The 19267-nt window shown below is 39.2% G+C and carries 18 protein-coding genes; 15 read left to right on the top strand and 3 right to left on the bottom strand.

Annotation, left to right across the window (positions count from 1 at the left end; genetic code table 11):
* A partial coding sequence (locus RCH56_RS03360; RefSeq protein ID WP_306483584.1) for a HEPN domain-containing protein occupies window positions 1-252 on the top strand: 252 nt, incomplete at its 5' end.
* Between the two features lie 297 nt (window positions 253-549).
* On the opposite strand, the gene RCH56_RS03355 is transcribed toward RCH56_RS03360, so the two are convergent.
* Both RCH56_RS03355 and asnA read right to left on the bottom strand, forming a co-directional pair.
* Window positions 550-1266 carry a TraX family protein gene (locus RCH56_RS03355; protein WP_306483583.1) on the bottom strand — a complete coding sequence of 239 codons (717 nt, stop codon included), beginning with the start codon at window positions 1264-1266 and terminating at the stop codon, window positions 550-552.
* Window positions 1267-2214: 948 nt separating this feature from the next.
* Window positions 2215-3225 (bottom strand): aspartate--ammonia ligase, encoded by a 1011-nt coding sequence (gene asnA, locus RCH56_RS03350; protein ID WP_306483582.1) that lies wholly within the window; start codon window positions 3223-3225, stop codon window positions 2215-2217.
* A gap of 141 nt (window positions 3226-3366) precedes the next feature.
* Between asnA and modA the strand changes: the two genes are divergently transcribed.
* The 8 genes from modA to RCH56_RS03310 are packed head-to-tail and all read left to right on the top strand — an operon-like array spanning window position 3367 to window position 9215.
* Window positions 3367-4245, top strand: coding sequence for a molybdate ABC transporter substrate-binding protein (gene modA, locus RCH56_RS03345; RefSeq protein ID WP_306483581.1), 879 nt, complete (start codon window positions 3367-3369; stop codon window positions 4243-4245).
* A 7-nt stretch (window positions 4246-4252) separates the two neighbouring features.
* Window positions 4253-4921 (top strand): molybdate ABC transporter permease subunit, encoded by a 669-nt coding sequence (modB, locus tag RCH56_RS03340; protein WP_306483586.1) that lies wholly within the window; start codon window positions 4253-4255, stop codon window positions 4919-4921.
* The gene (locus tag RCH56_RS03335; RefSeq protein WP_306483580.1) at window positions 4908-5930 is read left to right on the top strand and encodes a sulfate/molybdate ABC transporter ATP-binding protein; all 1023 of its coding nucleotides are present in this window, start codon (window positions 4908-4910) and stop codon (window positions 5928-5930) included. Before modB ends, RCH56_RS03335 begins: the two co-directional genes overlap by 14 nt.
* Before the next feature lie 2 nt (window positions 5931-5932).
* Window positions 5933-6871, top strand: coding sequence for a GTP 3',8-cyclase MoaA (gene moaA, locus RCH56_RS03330; RefSeq protein ID WP_306483579.1), 939 nt, complete (start codon window positions 5933-5935; stop codon window positions 6869-6871).
* Entirely contained in the window at window positions 6872-7360 is a 489-nt protein-coding gene (gene moaC / locus RCH56_RS03325) for a cyclic pyranopterin monophosphate synthase MoaC (RefSeq protein ID WP_306483578.1), read from the top strand.
* Window positions 7341-7781 carry an MOSC domain-containing protein gene (locus tag RCH56_RS03320; RefSeq protein WP_306483577.1) on the top strand — a complete coding sequence of 147 codons (441 nt, stop codon included), beginning with the start codon at window positions 7341-7343 and terminating at the stop codon, window positions 7779-7781. The genes moaC and RCH56_RS03320 overlap by 20 nt, the downstream gene beginning before the upstream one ends.
* Complete coding sequence (locus RCH56_RS03315) at window positions 7765-8739, top strand: molybdopterin-binding protein (protein ID WP_306483576.1); 975 nt, start codon at window positions 7765-7767, stop codon at window positions 8737-8739. Before RCH56_RS03320 ends, RCH56_RS03315 begins: the two co-directional genes overlap by 17 nt.
* On the top strand, window positions 8736-9215 hold the full coding sequence (locus RCH56_RS03310) for a molybdenum cofactor biosynthesis protein B (protein ID WP_306483575.1): 480 nt from the start codon (window positions 8736-8738) through the stop codon (window positions 9213-9215). The genes RCH56_RS03315 and RCH56_RS03310 overlap by 4 nt, the downstream gene beginning before the upstream one ends.
* A 391-nt stretch (window positions 9216-9606) precedes the next feature.
* Here RCH56_RS03310 and RCH56_RS03305 read toward each other — a convergent pair whose 3' ends face one another.
* Complete coding sequence (locus RCH56_RS03305; RefSeq protein WP_306483574.1) at window positions 9607-10293, bottom strand: GntR family transcriptional regulator; 687 nt, start codon at window positions 10291-10293, stop codon at window positions 9607-9609.
* A 197-nt stretch (window positions 10294-10490) separates the two neighbouring features.
* Between RCH56_RS03305 and dpaL the strand changes: the two genes are divergently transcribed.
* The 6 genes from dpaL to ssnA are packed head-to-tail and all read left to right on the top strand — an operon-like array spanning window position 10491 to window position 19233.
* Window positions 10491-11732, top strand: a complete 1242-nt coding sequence (gene dpaL / locus RCH56_RS03300; RefSeq protein WP_306483573.1) for a diaminopropionate ammonia-lyase — start codon at window positions 10491-10493, stop codon at window positions 11730-11732.
* A 42-nt stretch (window positions 11733-11774) separates the two neighbouring features.
* On the top strand, window positions 11775-12971 hold the full coding sequence (ygeW, locus tag RCH56_RS03295; protein WP_306483572.1) for a knotted carbamoyltransferase YgeW: 1197 nt from the start codon (window positions 11775-11777) through the stop codon (window positions 12969-12971).
* Between the two features lie 19 nt (window positions 12972-12990).
* Window positions 12991-14328 (top strand): YgeY family selenium metabolism-linked hydrolase, encoded by a 1338-nt coding sequence (locus tag RCH56_RS03290; protein WP_306483571.1) that lies wholly within the window; start codon window positions 12991-12993, stop codon window positions 14326-14328.
* An 18-nt stretch (window positions 14329-14346) separates the two neighbouring features.
* Window positions 14347-15279, top strand: coding sequence for a carbamate kinase (arcC, locus tag RCH56_RS03285; RefSeq protein ID WP_306483570.1), 933 nt, complete (start codon window positions 14347-14349; stop codon window positions 15277-15279).
* Between the two features lie 60 nt (window positions 15280-15339).
* Window positions 15340-17904, top strand: coding sequence for an FAD-dependent oxidoreductase (locus RCH56_RS03280; RefSeq protein ID WP_306483569.1), 2565 nt, complete (start codon window positions 15340-15342; stop codon window positions 17902-17904).
* Window positions 17905-17913: 9 nt separating this feature from the next.
* The gene (gene ssnA / locus RCH56_RS03275; protein ID WP_306483568.1) at window positions 17914-19233 is read left to right on the top strand and encodes a putative aminohydrolase SsnA; all 1320 of its coding nucleotides are present in this window, start codon (window positions 17914-17916) and stop codon (window positions 19231-19233) included.
* Window positions 19234-19267 lie beyond the last annotated feature (34 nt).

Genomic DNA, 19267 nt, shown 5'->3' with positions numbered 1-19267 from the left:
GAAATAGACATAGAGGATGAAAAATATAATAATTTTAGTATTCCTCAATTAATCGATGATTTTTCAGAAGATGTATCGTTTAAAGATAAGTATAATGAATTTGTTAATTATAGAAACAGAGTAGCACATCAAAATAAATATCCGAACATAACTAGTGATGATGTTGGAAAGATCGTAAATATATTTAAGAAATTTATTAAAGAAATAGATAAAGAACTAACACATAGATTGAAGGAAATGAAAGTTATATAATAGCTCCATTTATGCAACTACATTATATTATTGACCAATTATTTAGAAAGAATAAATTGGGGATTTAGATGACGAGAGAAATTAATCGGAATATTTCCAAATGAAGATTCAGCTACTAGATTAATAACTAGCCCGTAGGCTTTAGGATGTCCTCATTGATATTAATGAGGACATCCTAACATCATCTAAATTACATATTAGAATGAAATAGTAAATATTGTATTAGTAAATTTTACACAATATTATGGACTTAACTTAATAATACTTTTCTTTACCATATTTTAAATTTTTCTCAAACTATATATCCAAGAAAAACCTAAAAATCCCAAGTATCAACAAATGCACGGGATAGAACAAATAATTGAACAATTTATTTTGCCTTCCTTTTTCTCCATTATAAAAATTAATTACAGCAAATCCCAAAATTGCATAAACTTCTTTTATTATCACAAGATATGAAATAACGCTTCCTACCAATCTTTTGTCGTAGAAAAGGTAGAGGATAAAGATTATTATTATGGAATAATAATCGTAGTCAAAGGATAGAAGAGTTGCAATTATGGCATTTACTCCTACTATTAATATGGAAAGAATAAGCCAGGCGTATTTATTTTTGATTTTTTCTTTTAATTTATCGACAATTATCAGGGTCAAAAGTCCAAGGGCGAGCGCCCACATTATATTTTGTGACCTATTATTTATAAAAACTTTTGATTGGAACATATCGTAGGGAATTTCTGATATTATGGCGAAAATCAAAAGATTTCTTAGATATTTTCCTCTAGATTTAGTTTTATAAAAGCCTTCTACAATCATAAATGCAAAAATCGGAAAGGCGATTCGTCCCATTATATCAAATATGGTAGATATGGTAACTAGAGGCTCTTGGTAATTTAGTTTTGGCGTTATGATTGCCTTGTTAAAATGGTCGATAAACATTGAAATAAATGCAATATATTTTAAGAAAGCTCCGTTTATTTGGAAATTCTTTTGTATTTGTTTAAGTTTTTCCATTTTTTCTCCTTAGTTTTTTAGATAGGGTCCGTATAATTGTGTAAAAAAGAAAAAGTCAGTTGAATCCTTAACTAGTCAACTATCAGTTCTGGTATTAGGTTCAATCTTATGGGGTCACCTTCCCAAGCTAGTCCTTTTTTGTGTTAATTATCATCTTCTTTATCAAGCTACGCTTTACCACTCCACGGAGGGTCTTCCAGTAGCCAGACGGGCTTGCTTTATTTAGCCACTTGTACAAGCAGTCACCAGCTACCTGTACTATGATAGCAAAAATGATGTTAAGTAAAAATCGCACGATCTCACCTCCTTCCATGCTAATGGAAGTGATGATAACATAGATATTATACTTTATTTTAGATAGTTTTTACTTTTCTACAGAGTTATTGGATTATTTTCTTAATATTATAATATTAAGTAATTTTCATTTTTCTTCTGGATGATTGTAGTTATAGAAGCGTGATTTTTAATTATGAGATCTCTCGGTTATTTGGAGATTTGCTTAGATAAGTTCTTCTTTGTTATTTATATGTCATCATAGACTGTAGACCTCTCACGTTCGTTCGACGGTAGTTTGCGGATTCGAGGGACAGCCTGTCCGGCTATGGGAGGACCTCATGCTCGCAAAGCCTCGATTAAGGAATTTCATCAGTTCGCTTTGCTCACTGTGACAATTCCATTAGAGGTGGAGATGTAATCAGTACTATTGATTAGGGATGGAAATGTTGATGAGATGTCTCCACTTCGGTCGACATAATGGGGTGATTATATTATTTACTAATATGTAATAAATAACAGTTCTCTTGCTCCTACCTTGTGGAGAAGTCTCGGTTATTGAGATATTTGCTTAGATAAGTTTCTTTGTTAGAGTTATATATTATATTTTAGAATCTTAAATTTTCCCAAATAAAAAGCGGACCAGGGTTTATTTCCTTTGGTCCGCTTTTTCTCCTATAATAGTTTGATTCCCTTGTTTGCTAGGGCTTTTCTTTGTTCGTCTGGCCAGTAGGATACTTGGACTTCTCCTATGTGGGCTTTTTGGAGGAAGAACATACATAGTCTTGATTGGCCGATTCCGCCTCCTATGGTTTGTGGGAGTTTGCCGTCTATTAGCATCCTGTGGTAGTCGAATTTGAGTCTGTCTAGGTTGTCGGTTTGTTTTAGTTGTTCGTTTAGTCTTTCTGGGTTGACTCTGATGCCCATGGATGAGAGTTCTAGGACGTCGTCTAGGACAGGGTTATATACTAGGATGTCTCCGTTTAGTTCCCAATCGTCGTAGTCTGGGGCACGGAGGTCGTGTTTTTCTCCGTTTGAGAGGACTTTTCCGATTTGCATTAGGAAAACTGCGCCGTACTCTTTGACAGCTAGTCTTTCTCTTTCTTTGTCGTTCTTTCCTGGATATTTTTGGAGGAGCTCTTCGCTTGTCATAAATCTTATTTGATCTTTTAAGAGCTTCTTTCTAGTTGGGATGAGAGTTGATAGGTATTCGTCTAGGGACTTCATGGTCCTGTAGATTGTCTCTACTACTTGTTTGAGGTAGTCCACGTTTCTGTCTTCTTCACCCATAATTAGCTCCCAGTCCCATTGGTCGACGTAGAAGGAGTGGGTGTTATCTGGTTCTTCGCAGCGCCTGATGGCGTTCATGTCTGTGTAAAGGCCCTCGTGGGTTTTGAAGTTGTATTCTTCTAGGGCGTATCTCTTCCATTTGGCTAGGGAGTGGACGATCTCCATCTCGGCGTTGTGGGCTTCTGGAAGGTCGAATGTTACAGGTTTTTCTACTCCGTTTAGGTTATCGTTTAAGCCTGATGTTTCTGAAACGAATAGGGGAGCAGAAACACGTTTTAGGTTTAGGTTGTTGGCGAGGTTGATTTGGAAATAGTCTTTGATTTCCTTGATCAACAGTTGGGTTCTATATAGATCTTCGTTGCTTTTATAATTTTCTGGTATAACTAACTTACTCATATTAACTCCTTTTCAATAAATAATAGTATACTCGAATTTCCTTCAAAAATAAATAGAGAAGTTCCTATATAGCTATAAATGTGATATAATATGACCGAGTAGTCGACGTAAACTATTCGACATTGCCTAGAGGAGAAAACTATGAAAAAAATGACAGGGATCTTTTTATCTTTGCTTTTTGCGATATCGCTTGCAGCTTGTGGAGCCAAGGCACCTGCAGGAGAAGATGTGAAGGAAGAAACAAAGGCAGAAGATATGAATAATGAAAAAAAAGATGAAGAGAAGAAGAAAGATGACACAAGTGCCAAGACCGATCTAAATGTCTTTGCGGCAGCTTCCATGACCGAGTCTCTAGAAGAATTAAAGGCAGTATTCGAAGATGAAAATCCAGGAATTAATTTAGTCTTTAACTTCGACTCCTCAGGGACCCTCAAGACACAAATTGCCGAGGGAGCGGCCTGTGATGTATTTATTTCTGCCGCTAAAAAGCAAATGGATGAGCTTGATCCAAATAGGGCGTCTAAGGCTAGCAATATAACAATCGACTCAAACACAAGATTTGACCTCCTAGAAAACGAAGTGGTCCTTGCTGTGAGAAAAAATTCTGACAAGGATATTAGGTCTTTCGATGATATTAAAAAAGACAAGGTCAAGACAATTGCCCTGGGCAATGCCGATGTTCCCGTTGGCCAATATTCTGAATCTCTATTAAAGAATATGGGGATTTGGGAGAGGATTCAAGATAAGATTAGCTTCGGGTCAAATGTTAAGGAAGTTACTTCTTGGATAAGCGAAGGGGCTGTTGATTGCGGAATTATTTATTCGACAGATGCTAAGGCAGCGGGTCTAAGAATCGTAGCTACAGCAAATCCTGATATGCTTGATAGGAAGGTAGTATATTCAGCGGCCCTTATCGAGAATTCTCCTAATAGGGAAGCTAGCGAGAAGTTCTTGGAATTTCTAAAGAGCGATAGGGCAATGGAAGTTTTTGCCCAATATGGTTTTAAGTCAGCAAGTTAGATTAGCTATGAATCTATTTCCCTTATATAATTCTGTTAGAATTGCTTTAATTTCTTGTTTTTTTACATTTTTCCTAGGGATGTTTTTGGCTTATCAAGTAAGAAAGCTAAATCCAACGGTCAAGGGATTCTTGGATGTGATCTTGACCTTGCCCTTGGTCCTTCCTCCCACAGTTGTTGGATTTTTCTTACTTAAAAGTCTGGGTCCTAACAATTACCTAGGAGAGTTTTTCGCAAGGAGGGATATCAGTCTTGTTATGAGATGGTATTCGGCGGTTTTTGCAACTATTATAGTAACTTTCCCCTTGATGTATAGGACGAGCAGGGGGGCTTTTGAATCTTTTGATATGAATCTAAAATATGCAGCCCAGACTCTGGGCAAGTCCAATACTTGGATATTTTGGAGGATAGTCCTTCCCTCTTGCAAGAAGGAGATTCTCGCAGGCCTTATCCTTTCATTTGCTAGGGCATTGGGAGAATATGGAGCGACTAGCATGGTTTCGGGATTCATTCCCAACAAGACTGCCACTATTTCAACTACGGTCTATCAGCTATGGAGGATAGGCCAGGACAGCCTTGCCTACAAGTGGGTTCTCATCAACCTTGCCATATCCTTTGTAGTCTTGCTATCCCTAAATCTTCTAGAAAGTAAGGAGAAATACCATGCTAGTGTGTAAGATAAAAAAGGACTTCAAGAATTTCAAGCTCGACGTGGATTTTGAGATGAAAAATGAGAGGCTGGGCTTTCTTGGAGCAAGTGGGTCGGGTAAAAGCCTAACCCTTAAGGCCATAGGAGGACTGATTAAGCCTGATTCAGGTAAGATTATCCTAAATGGAAGGACTCTCTTTGATTCAGAAAAGAGGATTAACCTAAGGCCCCAGGATAGGAAGGTGGGATATCTCTTCCAGGACTACGCTCTTTTCCCGAACTTTACTGTAGAAGAAAATGTGAGGGCAGGCCTTAGGGAAAGGCGTGATATTACCGACAAGCTAAAAGAGATGCACATCTACCATATCAAGGACAAGCTTCCAGCCTATATTTCTGGAGGAGAAAGGCAGAGGACAGCCCTTTGTAGGATCCTTGTAAATAAGCCTGATATCTTACTTCTAGATGAACCCTTCTCAGCCCTAGATGAGTTTCTCAAAAATTCAATCGAGACAGAAGTCTTAAATATTATCAGAAAATATGAGCTTAAGACGATTCTAGTAAGTCATAACAAGGACGAAGTCTACAGGATGAGCGATAAGATAATAAGTATTAGCAATGGAAAAAGTGGAGAGTTAAAGGAAACGAAAGACTTTTTCGAAAATCCCACAAACCTTACTGAGGCTAAGCTTATTGGAATAAATAACTTCTCGGATTTTGAGATTGTGAAGGACGAAATATTTCTTAAGGCTTGGGGAATAAGACTAAAGACTAAGATTAAGACCGAAGCAAATCTATGTGCCCTAAGAAGCAGGGATATAATCTTAAGTGATAGGGACTTGAATGACGATTTTATCAAAATCGAAGATTTTCGCCTTATAGAAAATATCGACTCCTTCCTTGTAATTTTAAATCAGGATGATAAAAAGTATGATGATTTAAGAGTTGAAATAGATAAGGAAGAATATAAGAAGTTTGAAGATGGGCCAAAGTATTTTGCTATAGATAGCCGCAAGCTATTGTTTTTGAAAGAGGGATGATTATGAAAGATCAATTTGGAAGAGAAATTTCATATCTTAGAATATCTGTCACCGACAGGTGTAATTTTAGGTGCAAATATTGCATGGGAGAAGATGGAATTAAGCTCCTTGATCACGAGGACATCCTAACTTTCGAGGAGATAGTAGAAACAGCCCAGATTATGGCAGGTCTAGGAATTAAAAAGATCAGGCTTACTGGAGGAGAGCCTTTCGCAAGACGAGGAGTTATGGATCTTATAAAGAAGCTTTCCGAAATCTCAGAGATTGAGGACTTCGCTATAACCACAAACGGGTCTATGGTTTACGATAAGCTTGACCTTCTTAAGGAATATGGGATTTCTAGAATTAACTTTAGTCTGGATACCCTGGACAGAGAGAAGTATGAGCTTATAACTGGATCAGACCAACTAGAAGAGGTGAAAAGAACCATTAAAAAGGCAATCGAACTTGACTTTAAGGTTAAGGTCAATGTTGTCTTAATAAAGGGCTTTAACGATAATGAGATAGGAAAATTCCTAGCCCTTACTGAAAATAACGATATCGAAGTAAGATTTATCGAGCTTATGCCAATCGGGGCGGACCTAGACTTTGATAGGAATAATTACAAGGCGAACGACAATATCCTAGATGGCTATAGGAAGAAGGACCTGGGCTTTGACGGAGTGGCGAGGTCTTTTGCCATAGAAGGTCACAAGGGAAGGGTCGGTCTCATATCGCCCCTAAGCCACAAGTTCTGCAAGGACTGCAATAGGATTAGGCTTACTGCGGATGGGAAACTTAAGGCCTGCCTCCACTCGAGAGAGGAGATTTCTATAAAGGGCCTAAGCCTCGAAGAAAAAAAGAAAATAATCAGAGAAAGTATTTACAAGAAGCCCAAAAGTCATAGGATAGATGATTTTGGCTCGGAAAGCGTGCGAACAATGAGTTCTATAGGAGGATAGATGGATAAGTTTAGTCATTTGGACGAGAATGGAAGAGCGAGGATGGTTGACGTATCGGAGAAAGATCCGACAGATAGGCTGGCTATAGCGACTGCCAAGGTCTTCTTAAATGAAAAGACCTACAAAATGGTACAAAACTCAGAGATTGAAAAGGGAGATGTCCTAACTGTCGCCAAGGTTGCAGGGATTATGGCAGCTAAAAACACCTCCAATATGATTCCCATGTGCCATCCCATTAATCTAACTTCTATAGAAATCGACTTTGTCATGGATGATAAGACTCATACAATCGAGATTAGAACTTCAGCTAAGCTCAATGCCAAGACAGGGGTCGAGATGGAGGCCCTTACGGGAGCGAGTGTGGCTGCCCTTGCGATTTATGATATGTGTAAGGCAGTCCAGAAGGATATAGAAATCGGCGAGATCAAGCTTTTAAGAAAGACTGGTGGCAAGAGTGGAGATTACAAGAATGAAAGTTATATCGGTTAATATAAGCGAGAAAAAGGGAACGGTCAAAAGCCCAGTTCCTCAAATAGAACTTAGGAAAAACCACGGAATAGTGGGAGATGCCCATGCGGGAAACTGGCACAGGCAGGTCTCTCTCTTGGCGGTGGAGTCCTTAAATAAGATGAAGGAGAAAATCCCAAGTCTAAAGCCGGGAGATTTTGCAGAAAATATAATGACAGAAGGGATTAGCCTTCACACATTCCCTCTTGGGACCCTTCTCATTATTGGAGAATGCGAGCTAGAAGTGACTCAAATCGGAAAAGAATGTCACAAGGGTTGTGAGATTAGAAACATAACGGGTGAATGTATAATGCCAACTGAAGGAATCTTTGCCATAGTAAGGAAGGAAGGCACGATCTACCCAGAAGATGAGATAAGGATAGCTTATGATAGAAAAAATTAGAGTAGAAGATGCAGTGGGTCTCCCTCTCCTCCACGATTTTACAGCAATTATGGAAGATGGGTTTAAGGGGGTCTTGTTTAAGAGAGGACATATAGTCGAAGAATCTGACATCGAAGCCTTAAAAAACATCGGCAAGGACCATATTTATGTAGGAGAGCTTGAGGCAGACCAAGTCCATGAAGAAGACGCAATTGCTGAAATTTCTGACGCTCTCTTTGGGGCAAATATCGAATCCTCTGATGTAAGTGAAGGAAAGATCAATCTTACAAGCAAGGTCAAGGGGCTCTTCGTCATAGATAGGGCTCTTCTAAGAAAAATCAATGAAATCGGAGATTATACCATAACTTGCAAGAAATCCTACACTAAGGTAGGAGAAGGTGACAGGCTTGCTGGAGCGAGAATCGTTCCTCTCTGGACCGAGAGAGGTCAAGTAGAAAAGGCCAAGGAGATTTTCGAAGCAGGTCCCATATTTGAAGTTAAGGAATTTAAAAAGCTTAAAGTAGGATGTATCATAACGGGAGATGAGGTCTATTATGGAAGGATCAAGGATGCCTTTAGACCTGTTCTTAGGGAGAAATTAGCTGAGTTTGGGGCGGAAGTTTTAGGATATGAATTCCTCCCAGATGATGAAGATAGGCTTGTAGCTACTTTCGAGAAATTTAAAGAGGAAGGTGCGGACCTTGTGATATTCACCGGAGGGATGAGTGTCGATCCAGATGATATCACCCCAAGAGCCATTAGGGAAACTGGGGCAGAGGTCATAGTTCAAGGAATCCCTATGCAGCCAGGAAATATGCTTATGGTTGCAAGATTAGAAGAGACCTATCTTATGGGAGTGCCTGGAGCAAGTATCCACTCGAAGATTACAAGCTTTGACTTCTTCCTTCCTAGAGTCTTTGCAGGGATCGACCTAAAGAAAGAAGACTTCCTAGAAATGGCGGAAGGAGGGCTCTTGTGAGATTTACGGCAGGAGTGCTTACGATTTCAGACAGGGCAAGCGCTGGAGTCTATGAGGATAAGAGCGGGAAGGTCCTTGTAGAATTACTAGAAGACTTTGGTCTAGAAGTAAGAAAATATGAGATAGTGGCAGATGATTTCGAAAGCATTAGGGAAAAACTATTAGCCTATACTGATGAAGAAATTTCCCTAATACTTACTAACGGAGGCACAGGCTTTAGCCAAAGAGACATCACACCCGAGGCAAGCCTTGCCGTTATAGAAAAAAGAGCGGATGGGATAGTGGAAGCTATCAGGAATGAATCTGCAAAAATAACTCCTATGGCCTATTTATCAAGAGCCGTGGCAGGGATTAGGGGGAAAAGCTTAATCATAAACTTCCCAGGAAGTCCTAAAGCCTGTAGGGAAAACTTTGAAATCATAAGGCCCTTCCTATTCCACGGTCTTGAGACAATCGCAGGCTGTGATAAACATTAAGTAGAAGACTAGGGACCCTTACAGAAAGAATAAATCCTAGTTAGAAAATATTCACGGAAATCTTGTCAAACTGATAGATTAATTCCCTCCATCAGTCGGCAGGCGCCAATTGGGCTACCATCCAGGAGAGCTTAAATTTATCAAAAGATATTTTTAATGACGTTAGGATGATTATTTATAGTTTGCTAACAGCCCTTTTATTTTTTATAAATTGCGATACTTTCTAACAAAGACAAAAAACCCCGCCCTTAGCATTTATTTACTAAAGGGTAGGGTTCTGGAAATACCTTATTATCCTACCTTCTCGATTTCTAAGAGATTTATTATGGAATAATTATTTTTCTAAGAGGGCATAGGAATCCCATAAATTTTATCTTATTTTCAAATTATTCTATTTTTCAACATTTAAAAGCTTGCTGATTTTCTCTATTGACTCATCTGTAATAGTCGTAGTCCAGTTTTTCCTTAGGGCATCTAGGGACTTATCTAGGTCTCTTTTTCTGAGGCTTTCTATTAAGATTAGGTGCTCGTCGTAGGTCGATGGAGCCTTGTGGACGTCCTTGGCCTGATAGAAGCCTATTTCAAATCTTTTGATCCTCTTCTTTAGCCTATCTATTATTGGCTTGATCTCCTTGTTTGGAGAAAGTCCTACTATTAGGTCGTGGAAGTCATCATCAAGCTCGATTACTCTCATAATATTTTCGTTCATATGCTCCATCTTGATTTGCTTGTTGATCTTCTCAAGCTCATCTATAAATTCATCTGTTATATGATTAAAGTTCTCCCTTAAGGCGTAGCTTTCAAGCTCAAGAACTAAGGGATAGATATCTTTTAGTCTTTCTACCTTGATTGGAGCGACCATGGTCCATTGGTTGGCCTTGCTTATAACGAGGTCTTCGTTTTCTAGCTTAAGAATAGCTTCTCTTACCGGAGTTCGTGAAATCCCAAGTTCTTTAGAAAGCTCTGAGATCTTAAGCTGGGTGTAAGGAGTAAGCTCTCCAGAAATAATCTTATCGTGAAGTATATTGTAAGCTTCGTCTTTGACGAAGGTTCTTTTTATTTTGTTTTCTCTTGTCATTTTTCTACCTTTCTACAATCATTATAACACATCTATGAAAGCGTTTAATATTTATTTGACAATCTTAGAAATACGTCCTATAATAATAGTGATATATCACATACCACTTATTATTATAGCTTAAGATAGAGAATTTGCAAATGCCGAATAAGGGCAAAGTGAAGGATGTATCGAGAAATAATCGAAAGGATGTAATTTTGGAAGAAAAATATAAGATAGTACTAAATGATATTAGTAATAGAGAAAAGGCTTCCCTAGATTTTATCAATGAGGAAGTTGTTAACACTGCACAAAAATTTCATGAGAGTTTCCCTGATTATGAGCCAACTCCACTGGTAAGACTAAGTAACCTAGCCAAGCAATTTGGTGTAAAGGATATCTTCGTAAAAGATGAATCTTACAGATTTGGTCTAAATGCCTTCAAGGTACTTGGTGGATCATTTGCCATTGGAAAGTACATAGCTGATAAGTTGGGAGTTGATATCGAAGATTTACCATTTGAGAAAATGATTTCAGAAGAAGTGCGAGAAAAACTTGGGGATATTACCTTCGTAACTGCGACAGACGGAAACCACGGTAGGGGAGTGGCTTGGACTGCCAACCAACTTAAGCAAAAATGCGTGGTAATCATGCCAGATGGATCAGCTACAGAAAGACGTGACAACATCAGAGCCTTGGGAGCAGAATGCGACATCATGGATGGGCTTAACTACGATGACTGCGTACGTCTTGCAAACAAGAACGCTGAGGAAAAAGGCTGGGTAATGGTCCAAGATACAGCTTGGGAAGGATACGAAAAGATTCCAACATGGATCATAGAAGGATATGCAACCCTTGCTAAGGAAAGTAACGACCAACTCAAAGAAGCAGGACTTAAACCTACACATATATTCGCTCAAGCAGGAGTAGGTTCCTTTGCTACAGGAGTTACTGGATATTTCTCTTCAGTATATAAGGAAGATGAGAAGCCATTTATAACCATAGTAGAACCTGAAAAGGCAAACTGTAACTTCATCACAGCTAAAGCAGATGATGGAAAGATCCACAATGTTACTGGCAAGATGGATACAATCATGGCAGGACTTGCTTGCGGTGAGCCTGTAACAGTAGGCTGGCCAGTACTTCACTCTTATGCAGACGCCTTCCTATCAGTTCCAGATAAGGCAGCAGCAAGAGGAATGAGAATTCTAGGTAATCCTTTAAAGGATGATAAGAAAATAATCTCAGGAGAAAGTGGAGCAGCAACAATGGGTCCTCTTTCAGAAATCCTCCAAAGGAAAGACTTAGAAGAGATTAAAAAAGACCTAAAACTCGACGAAAATTCAGTAATCCTACTAATCTCAACGGAAGGAGATACAGACTACGCTCACTATAGAAGAGTAGTTTGGGATGGAATCTATCCAAACGAAGAAGAATACACATACACAATACAAAGATAAAAAATAAAATATAGAAAGATAAAAATTATAAAGGAGAAACAAATGACAGCAGATATCAAAAAACTAATCGACGAACTAAGCGAACTTGACTACGAAAACCTATTTGAGGATGACTTCTTCCATACATGGGATAAATCACAAGACGAACTAAAGGCAATCTGGAAGACAGCTGACATAATTAGAGCTATGAGAGAAGAAAACATCTCTCCAAAAATCTTTGACTCAGGACTTGGAATCTCACTATTTAGAGATAACTCAACAAGAACAAGATTCTCATTTGCATCAGCTTGTAACCTTCTTGGACTTGAAGTACAAGACCTTGACGAAAGCAAAAGCCAAATCGCTCACGGTGAAACAGTAAAAGAGACTGCAAACATGATCTCATTCATGGCAGATGTGGTAGGTATAAGGGATGACATGTACATAGGTAAAGGCTACAAATACATGAAAGACTTCTCTGACTATGTAAAAGAAGGTCACGAAGATGGAGTTCTAGAACAAAGACCAACTCTAGTAAACCTCCAATGTGATATCGATCACCCAACACAAGCCATGGCAGACCTTAACCACGTAATCCATGAATTCGGTGGAATCGAAAACCTAAAGGGCAAGAAAGTAGCCATGACTTGGGCTTACTCACCATCATATGGTAAACCATTATCAGTTCCTCAAGGAATCTCAGGCCTATTTACAAGACTTGGAATGGACGTAGTTCTTGCTCACCCAGAAGGATACGAAATCATGCCAGAAGTTGAAGAAATAGCTAAGAAAAACGCTGAAGAATACGGCGGAAGCTTCACAGTTACAAACTCAATGGAAGATGCATTCAAGGATGCTGACATAGTATATCCAAAATCTTGGGCACCATTCCAAGCTATGGAAGAAAGAACTAAACTCTACGGCGAAGGCGACCAAAAGGGAATTGACGAACTAGAACAAAGACTACTAGAACAAAACAAAGAACACATGGATTGGGAATGTACAGAAGAGATGATGGAGCTAACCAAAGACGGAAAAGCTTTATACATGCACTGCCTACCAGCAGATATCACAGGAGTTTCTGCAGAACATGGTGAAGTAGCTGAATCAGTATTTGATAGATATAGAGTTCCTCTATACAAAGAAGCAAGCTTCAAACCATACATCATAGCAGCAATGATCCTTCTACAAAAGGTAGAAAATCCAGAAGAAAAACTAAGAGAGCTAGTTGATAAGGCAAACAAGAGAATAGACAAATAAGAAAATAAGAGAGGTAGAAATGACAGAATTTAAAAATATAGACTTTGATGCAATCAAAGAAAAAGCAGGCGAATACAAAGAAGACATGGTAGCTTTCCTAAGAGATTTGATTAAGCTAAAAGGCGAATCTTGTGAAGAAGGCGACAAGGCTAAAAGAATAAAAGAAGAAATGGAAAAGCTTGGCTTCGACAAGGCTTGGATTGATGGTCAAGGAAACGTGCTTGGTGAAATGGGCCAAGGAAAAAGACAAATTGCCTTCGACGGCCATATCGATACAGTAGGAATCGGAAACATCGAAAACTGGGAATTTGACCCATATGATGGATTCGAAGACGATAACCTTATAGGTGGACGTGGTGGATCTGACCAACTTGGTGGACCAGTATCTGCAGTATATGGAGCAAAAATCCTAAAAGACTTAGGCTATCTCAATGACGAATGCAGAGTTCTCGTAACAGGAACAGTTCAAGAAGAAGATTGTGACGGAAACTGCTGGCTATACATGATCGAGAAAGAAGGCATCAAACCAGAATTTGTAGTATCAACAGAGCCAACAGACGGAGGAATCTATAGAGGACAAAGAGGAAGAATGGAGATGAGAGTAGACGTACAAGGAGTATCTTGTCACGGATCAGCTCCAGAAAGAGGAGACAATGCAATCTACAAGATGGCAGACATCCTTAAAGAAATCGAACAACTTAACGAAAACCCAGCTGATGATTCAGTAGAAATTAAGGGTCTAGTAAAGATGCTTGACGAAAAATACAACCCAGAATACAAAGAAGCAAACTTCCTAGGACGTGGAACAGTTACAACAAGCCAAATCTTCTTTACATCTCCATCAAGATGTGCAGTAGCAGACTCATGCTCAATCTCACTTGACAGAAGAATGACAGCAGGAGAAACTTGGCAATCTTGTATCAAGGAAATCGAAGATCTACCTTCAGTTAAAAAACACGGGGCAAAAGTTTCTATGTATGACTACAAGAGAGCAAGCTGGACAGGCCTAGAATATGAACAAGAAGCTTACTTCCCAACATGGGTAATCCCAGAAGATCACGAAGTGACAAAAGCCCTAGAAGATGCTTACAAAAACCTATACGGAGATAAGAGAATAGCTCCTCCTATAGCAAAAGAAGAAGAAAAAAGAGCAGCTCGTCCACTAACAGACAAATGGACCTTCTCAACAAACGGTGTTGCAATCATGGGTCGTCACAACATCCCAACCATTGGATTTGGACCAGGAGCAGAAGACCAAGCCCACGCACCAAACGAAGTAACATTCAAACAAGACCTAGTAACCTGTGCCGCAGTATACGCAGTATTGCCACTAGTTTATACACAAGAAAATAAATAAGAAATAAGTAAGAAGTAAATGAGTAAGAAAATATTAGTAGCTCTAGGGGGTAATGCTTTGGGCAATACTCCTTCTGAGCAGAAGGAAGCAGTAAAGATAACAGCTTCTGCTATTGCAGGGCTTGTTAAGGAAGATTATAAGGTTATAATTTGTCATGGAAACGGACCCCAGGTTGGTATGATCAATCTTGCTATGAGCGCAGGAGCAGAGGCAAATGACAAGATACCTTTTATGCCATTTCCTGAGTGTGGAGCTATGAGCCAAGGCTACATTGGCTATCACTTACAAAATGCTCTTGAAAATGAATTTATTAAAGAATTTATTGAAAATCCAGTCGTAAGTCTGGTAAGCCAAGTTATGGTTGATGAAATGGACCCAGCATTTTCTAATCCAACAAAGCCAATTGGCGACTTCTATAGCGAAAGCGAAGCCAAGTCCCTAGAAGAGGAAAAAGGCTTTGTGATGAAGGAAGATGCAGGAAGAGGATATAGACGTGTTGTTGCAAGTCCTAAGCCTGTCGATATAGTAGAAAAAAGAGCCATCACAACCCTAAGCGATGCAGGTTGTGTGGTAATAGCAGCAGGTGGTGGCGGTATTCCGGTTATCAGACAAAATGACGAGTATGTCGGTGTCGATGCTGTTATAGATAAGGACTTCTCATCAGCTAAGCTTGCAGAGCTTGTTGATTGTGATGTTTTGGTAATCCTTACAGCAGTAGAAAAGGTTGCCATTAATTTCGGTAAGGAAAACCAAGAGGACCTCGAGAGCTTATCTGTCGAAGAAGCAGAAAAATACATCGCAGAAGGACAATTTGCCAAGGGATCTATGCTACCAAAGGTAGAAGCAGCCTTGGAGTTTGTAACTAGCAAACAGGGAAGAGAAGCAGTAATAACAAGTCTGGAAAATGCAAAAGACGCCCTAAATGGTGCGACTGGAACTTGGATCGGATAGAGGACAAACCCATATGATTGAAAGAATTGTATGGGTTTTTCTTTATAGGAAGGATTGAGTATGAGTGAATATATGAGAGCGATAGAATTTCCGAAGCTTATAGAATGGGCCCTTGAGGAATACAAGAATGAGGGAAGTGTATTTTCTATTGCCAAAGAGAAATTTTATAAAAAGAAAATTAATAAAAGCCTAAGGACAGTTTTTGGCGATGAGCTTGGATCTGCTGTAGGACCTGCTGCGGGACCTCACACTCAGCTTGCCCAAAATCTCATAGCTTCCTATCTAGTAGGCGGAAGATATATGGAGCTTAAGACCTGCCAAATCATGGATGGGGAAGAGCTAATGGCAGCTATTCCAAAACCATGTATCAATTCAGAAGATGAGGCCTACAATTGCGAGTGGTCCACAGAGCTTAAGATAGAAGATGCAGCAAGTGAGTACATAAAGGCAGAACTTGCTATAAGGATTCTTGCTAAGGAGTTTGGCTTATCTGAGGATAAGGACTTTGTCCTTAACATGTCAGTAGGTTATAATCTTGAAGGAATCAAGTCTAAAAAGGTAGACGGCTTTATCAATTCCTTGATGGATGCAAGTGATACCGAAGTCTTTAAGGATTCTATCAAATATCTTAAGGATAATATTGACAAGTTTGAAAACGTTAATATAGAAGATATAGAAAAAATTGACGGCAAGATTTGTAATTCTATGACTCTTTCTACCATGCACGGAACTCCAGCAGGAGAAATCGAAGAGATTGCTGCCTATCTGATTGAAGAGAAGGGACTCAATACCTTTGTTAAGTGTAATCCAACCCTAGTTGGCTACGACTATGCTAGAAATATCCTAGACGAATTGGGCTACAAGTACATAGACTTTGACAAGGCCCAGTTTGATCATGACCTTGGCTTTGATGAATCCATAGAAATATTTACAAGGCTTTTAGACCTTGCTCGTAAAAATGATCTAGTTTTTGGATGTAAGCTCTCAAATACCTTCCCAGTTATACAAAAAAGAGGAGAACTACCTAGTGAGGACATGTACATGTCAGGAAGGGCCCTTCTTCCACTTACTATATCTGCAACTTTGAAATTATCAGAGGTCTTTGATGGCAAACTTCCTATGAGCTACTGCGGTGGGGCTGATGGACTTAATATAGACGAAATATTTGAAATTTTTAACCAACCAATCACAGTTTCCACAACCCTACTCAAGCCAGGTGGCTACTATAGGATGAAAGACCTTGCTGAAAAATGCGAGGGACTTCTGGGAAGAGCCTATGATGGAATAGATAATGAGAAATTAAGAAATTTTGTATCAAGTCTTAAGTCTAATGACCTTTATGCCAAAAATCCTAAGCTTAGACTAAGGACAAGAAAATGGGCGAGTGACCTTCCTATGACTGATTGCTATAGTGCTCCTTGTAAGGATTCGGCCTGTCCTATAGGCCAACAAGTTCCAGCCTACCTTCATTTTGCAGAAGTGGGCGATTATAAGAAGGCCATGGAAGTTATAGCAATAGATAATACTGCTCCTGCCATATTATCAGAGACCTGCTATGAATATTGCAAGAAAATTTGTACCAGGGTCGACTATGAAGCTGGTGTAAATATTAGAGATGCCAAAAAGGAAGTAACAGATGCCTACTACGACAAATATATAGAAGAAATCGAAGTAAGTCCAATCAAGACTTCTGCTAAGGCCCTAATCATAGGAGGAGGACCTGGAGGACTTGCAGCAGGAATCTTCCTTAGAAGAAACGGCCTAGAAGCTAAAGTTATCGAAAAGTCCGACAGACTATATGGCTATGCAAATGAGCTTGTCTCAGATGAAGCGATAGCAAAAGATATTAGGCTTGTACAAAAGATCGGCTTAGACTATGAGCTTAACACAGACGTAGACCTTGACCTAGAAGAGCTAAAGAAGGACTACTCATATATTATAATAGCTACAGGAAGTAAGACAGACTATGAGAAACTCAAGGACTCTGGTATAAAAATAGATAAGAAAGCCCATCTTCTTCCTACGAAAGAGTGTAATATCAGAAACGTATACCTTGCAGGAGATATTACTAAAGGCAGAAAGTCTATAGTAAATGCTATAGGAGATTCCAAAATAATAGCAAAAGATATCCTAAAGAAGGAAGATATAGGTGATGACTTTAGGAAAGTAGTTTATGAAAAAACTCCTAGAGAAATCATAGAAAGACGTGGTAAGCTCGAACTTACGAAGGATAAAGACGAATCAAGATGCCTATCATGCGATAAGATTTGTGAAATTTGTACCGAAGTTTGTCCAAATAGGGCCAATGTCGCTATAGAAGTGGAAGGCTTCAGAAATAAGAGACAAACCATCCACCTTGACGGACTCTGCAACGAATGTGGCAACTGCGAAAGCTTCTGCCCACACGAGGGAGCTCCTTACAAGGATAAATTTACAGTTTTCATAAGAGAAGATGACTTCGATATGTCTGAGCAAGCTGGAATATATAGGATTGATTCTCGTAAGTACAAGATAAGACTTGAAAACAAAAACGTGATCGAGACGAGCTTATCTGATGAAAGAATCAGCGAAGATTATAAGAAGCTAATTAAGGCCCTAGAAGAAAGATACAGCTACTACCTATAAGGAGAAATTATGATAATTAAGGCAAAGACTATTATTACCAACGATAAGGCTAACAATTTCTATGAAGATGCGGCAATCCTTATAGAGGAAAACATCATAAAAGAAATTGGAGACTTTGACAAGATTAAAAAAGAAAATCCAGGTGAAGATGTCCTAGATTTTTCTGATAAACTTGTAATGCCAGGCCTAATATGTGCTCACTCCCATGCTTATTCTGCCTATGCGAGGGGGATGTCTGTATCAAAGCCTACTGATAACTTCTTTAACGTTCTAGAAAACCTCTGGTGGGCTCTAGATAAAGAACTAACTTTGGAAGATGTTAAGCTAAATGCTCTAACAACCTTTATGGAATCAATTCAAAACGGTGTGACAACCATTATCGACCACCATTCAGGACCAAATGCTATAGAAGGATCCCTATCTACCATGGCGGATGCTGCGACAGATCTTGGAATCAGAGCAAGCCTCTGCTATGAAGTATCCGATAGGGACGGAATGGAGAAAAGAGACCTAGGTATTGCTGAAAACATCAATTGGATTAAGGAAGCAGAAAAAAGAGACGATATGCTAAGTGCTCTCTTTGGTCTTCATGCCTCCTTCACCCTATCAGATGAGACCCTAGCAAAATGCCAAAAGGCCATGGAAGAGGTCGATTCTGGCTACCATGTCCACATAGCTGAAGGCATAGAAGATGAGTGGGAAACAGTAAAGATGAGTGGGAAGAGGATCGTAGATAGGCTTGATGCCTACGGAATTTTTAACGATAAGACCCTCTCTATCCACAACGTTCACATCAACGAAAGAGAGATGGATATCCTAAAAGAGAAAAATACTATGGCAGTATTCAATCCAGAAAGCAATATGAATAATGCCGTAGGAGCACCTCCAACAGTAAGGATGCTGGATAAAGATATCCTCCTTGGACTTGGGACAGATGCCTATACCAACGACATGTTTGAATCAATGAAGGTGGCTAAGGTACTCATCACTCACGAAAACCACGATCCAACCAAGGGCTTTGCCGAAGCTATCAAGATGCAATTTGAGAACAATCCAAAGATTATGGAAAGATTTCTCAAAAGGCCAGTAGGAAGAATCGAAGAAGGAGCCTACGCTGATATCATAGCCCTAGACTATGATCCGATAACTCCTTTAGAAAAAAATAACTGGCCAGGCCATGTCCTTTTCGGCCTAAGCGGAAAATGTGTAACAGATTCTATCATCAATGGCAAAGTAGTAATGGCTGATAGGAAAATTAAGACAGTCGATCAAAAAGCAATCCACGAAAAATCAAGACAAAGAGCAAAAAAAATCTGGCCTAAACTTTAGGCTGGATTGGAAATACATAATATACTTAAGGAGA

It is taken from the genome of Anaerococcus sp. (assembly GCF_030825785.1).
Taxonomy (GTDB): Bacteria; Bacillota; Clostridia; order Tissierellales; family Peptoniphilaceae; genus Anaerococcus.
Note: the sequence above shows the minus strand (reverse complement) of the source record. Positions and strands in the feature narration are given on the sequence as shown.